The 1,451-nt window shown below is 72.8% G+C and carries 2 protein-coding genes; both read left to right on the forward strand.

The features are described from left to right. Positions 1–503, forward strand: a 503-nt coding sequence (locus ACWEV0_RS35925) for a biotin transporter BioY (protein WP_453154006.1), incomplete at its 5' end; no start/stop codon positions are given. A gap of 222 nt (positions 504–725) precedes the next feature. After that, on the forward strand, positions 726–1,340 hold the full coding sequence (locus ACWEV0_RS35930; protein ID WP_453154007.1) for an antibiotic biosynthesis monooxygenase: 615 nt from the start codon (positions 726–728) through the stop codon (positions 1,338–1,340). Positions 1,341–1,451 lie beyond the last annotated feature (111 nt).

Raw genomic sequence — 1,451 nt, forward strand, 5'->3', positions numbered from 1 at the left:
TCCTCGGCGGTGCGGCTCTGACCGGGCTCGCCGCCCAGCTCGCGGTGCCGGTGCCCGGCTCGCCGGTCCCGGTGACCGGGCAGACCTTCGCCGCCCTGCTGACCGGCACCGCGCTCGGCGCCAGGCGCGGGACACTGGCGCTCGCCCTCTACACCGCTGCGGGCGTGTGCGGCATGCCGTGGTTCGCGGACGGGACGTCCGGCGCGGCCATGCCCACCCTCGGCTACCTCCTCGGCCTCGTCCTCGCCGCCGCCGTGACCGGCGCCCTGGCCCGCCGCGGTGGCGACCGAAGCCCGCTGCGCACGGCCGGAGTCATGGCCCTCGGCACCCTCTGCGTCTACGCAGTCGGCGTCCCCTACCTCGCGCTGTCCCTGCACCTCTCGCTCACCCAGGCCCTCGCCCTGGGCGCCGTACCGTACCTGCCGGGAGACGCGCTGAAGGCGGCCCTGGCGATGGGAGTGCTGCCCCTGGCATGGCGCGTCCTGCGCGAGAAGGACCACTGACCACCAGGAGTGCGCTGACCATCCCGGCCGGCAGAGGGCGGTTCCGCAAGGGCGGAGCCGCCCTCTGCGTCGATCTCCGGGTTGGCCGGGCGTCGCCGTCCCGCGTCACCCGAACGCCCCTGCCGCATTGCTCCCGGCCCGCCCCGGCCCCCGTATGGAGGGTGGGGAAGAACGAGCTCACACCGGGGGGAACCGAGGGAACGGGAAGGCAGGAAGGCTGCTATGTACGTGCGCACCATCTACATGACAGGTGATCCGGCTCAGCTCGACGCCGTCGCCGAGTCGGTCCGGACCGAGGGGCGCGAGCTTCTGTCCGGGCAGCAGGGCTACCGCGGCATGGGGCTGTTCGTCGACCGGGAGGTCGGCAAGCTCCTGGTGGGGTCGTGGTGGGAGGACGAGGCGTCCCGGGAGGCCAGCTTCGAGGCCCTGCGCGAGCGGCGCACCGAGATGTTCGCGCCCTTCGCCGGGACCACGACGATCGACAACTGGGAGGCGGCCGTCGCCCGCCGCAGCGAGGACCTCGGGCCCGGCGCGACGTTCCGGCTTGTCCGGATGGACGTCGACGCGGCCGCCGTCGACAAGCTGGTGACAACGTTCCGCGAGACCGCGCTGCCCAAGATCGAGAAGATCCCCGGCTGGAAGGGCGTCTCGCTCCTCGTCGACCGCACCAACGGCCGGGCCGCGGTCGGTGCCCTGTACGCCGACAAGGACACCCTGGTGTCCTCCCGGGCCGCCGTCGCGGGAATCCGCGGCGAGGCGACGTCGAAGGCCGGCGTCACCACGCGCAGCCTGGAGGAGTTCGACGTCCTCGTCGCGACGGCGGTGCCCCACACCTGAGCGGACACCCGACCCGTAAACGCAGAAAAGCCCCGCACCATACGGTGCGGGGCTTTCCCACAATGATTGTTCGGCGGCGTCCTACTCTCCCACAGGGTCCCCCCTGCAGTA

It is taken from the genome of Streptomyces sp. NPDC003943, assembly GCF_053605265.1.

Coding starts and splice junctions, on each gene's coding strand:
- ACWEV0_RS35930 (WP_453154007.1), top strand. CDS start 726: ATGTACGTGCGCACCATCTACATGACAGGTGATCCGGCTCAGCTCGAC.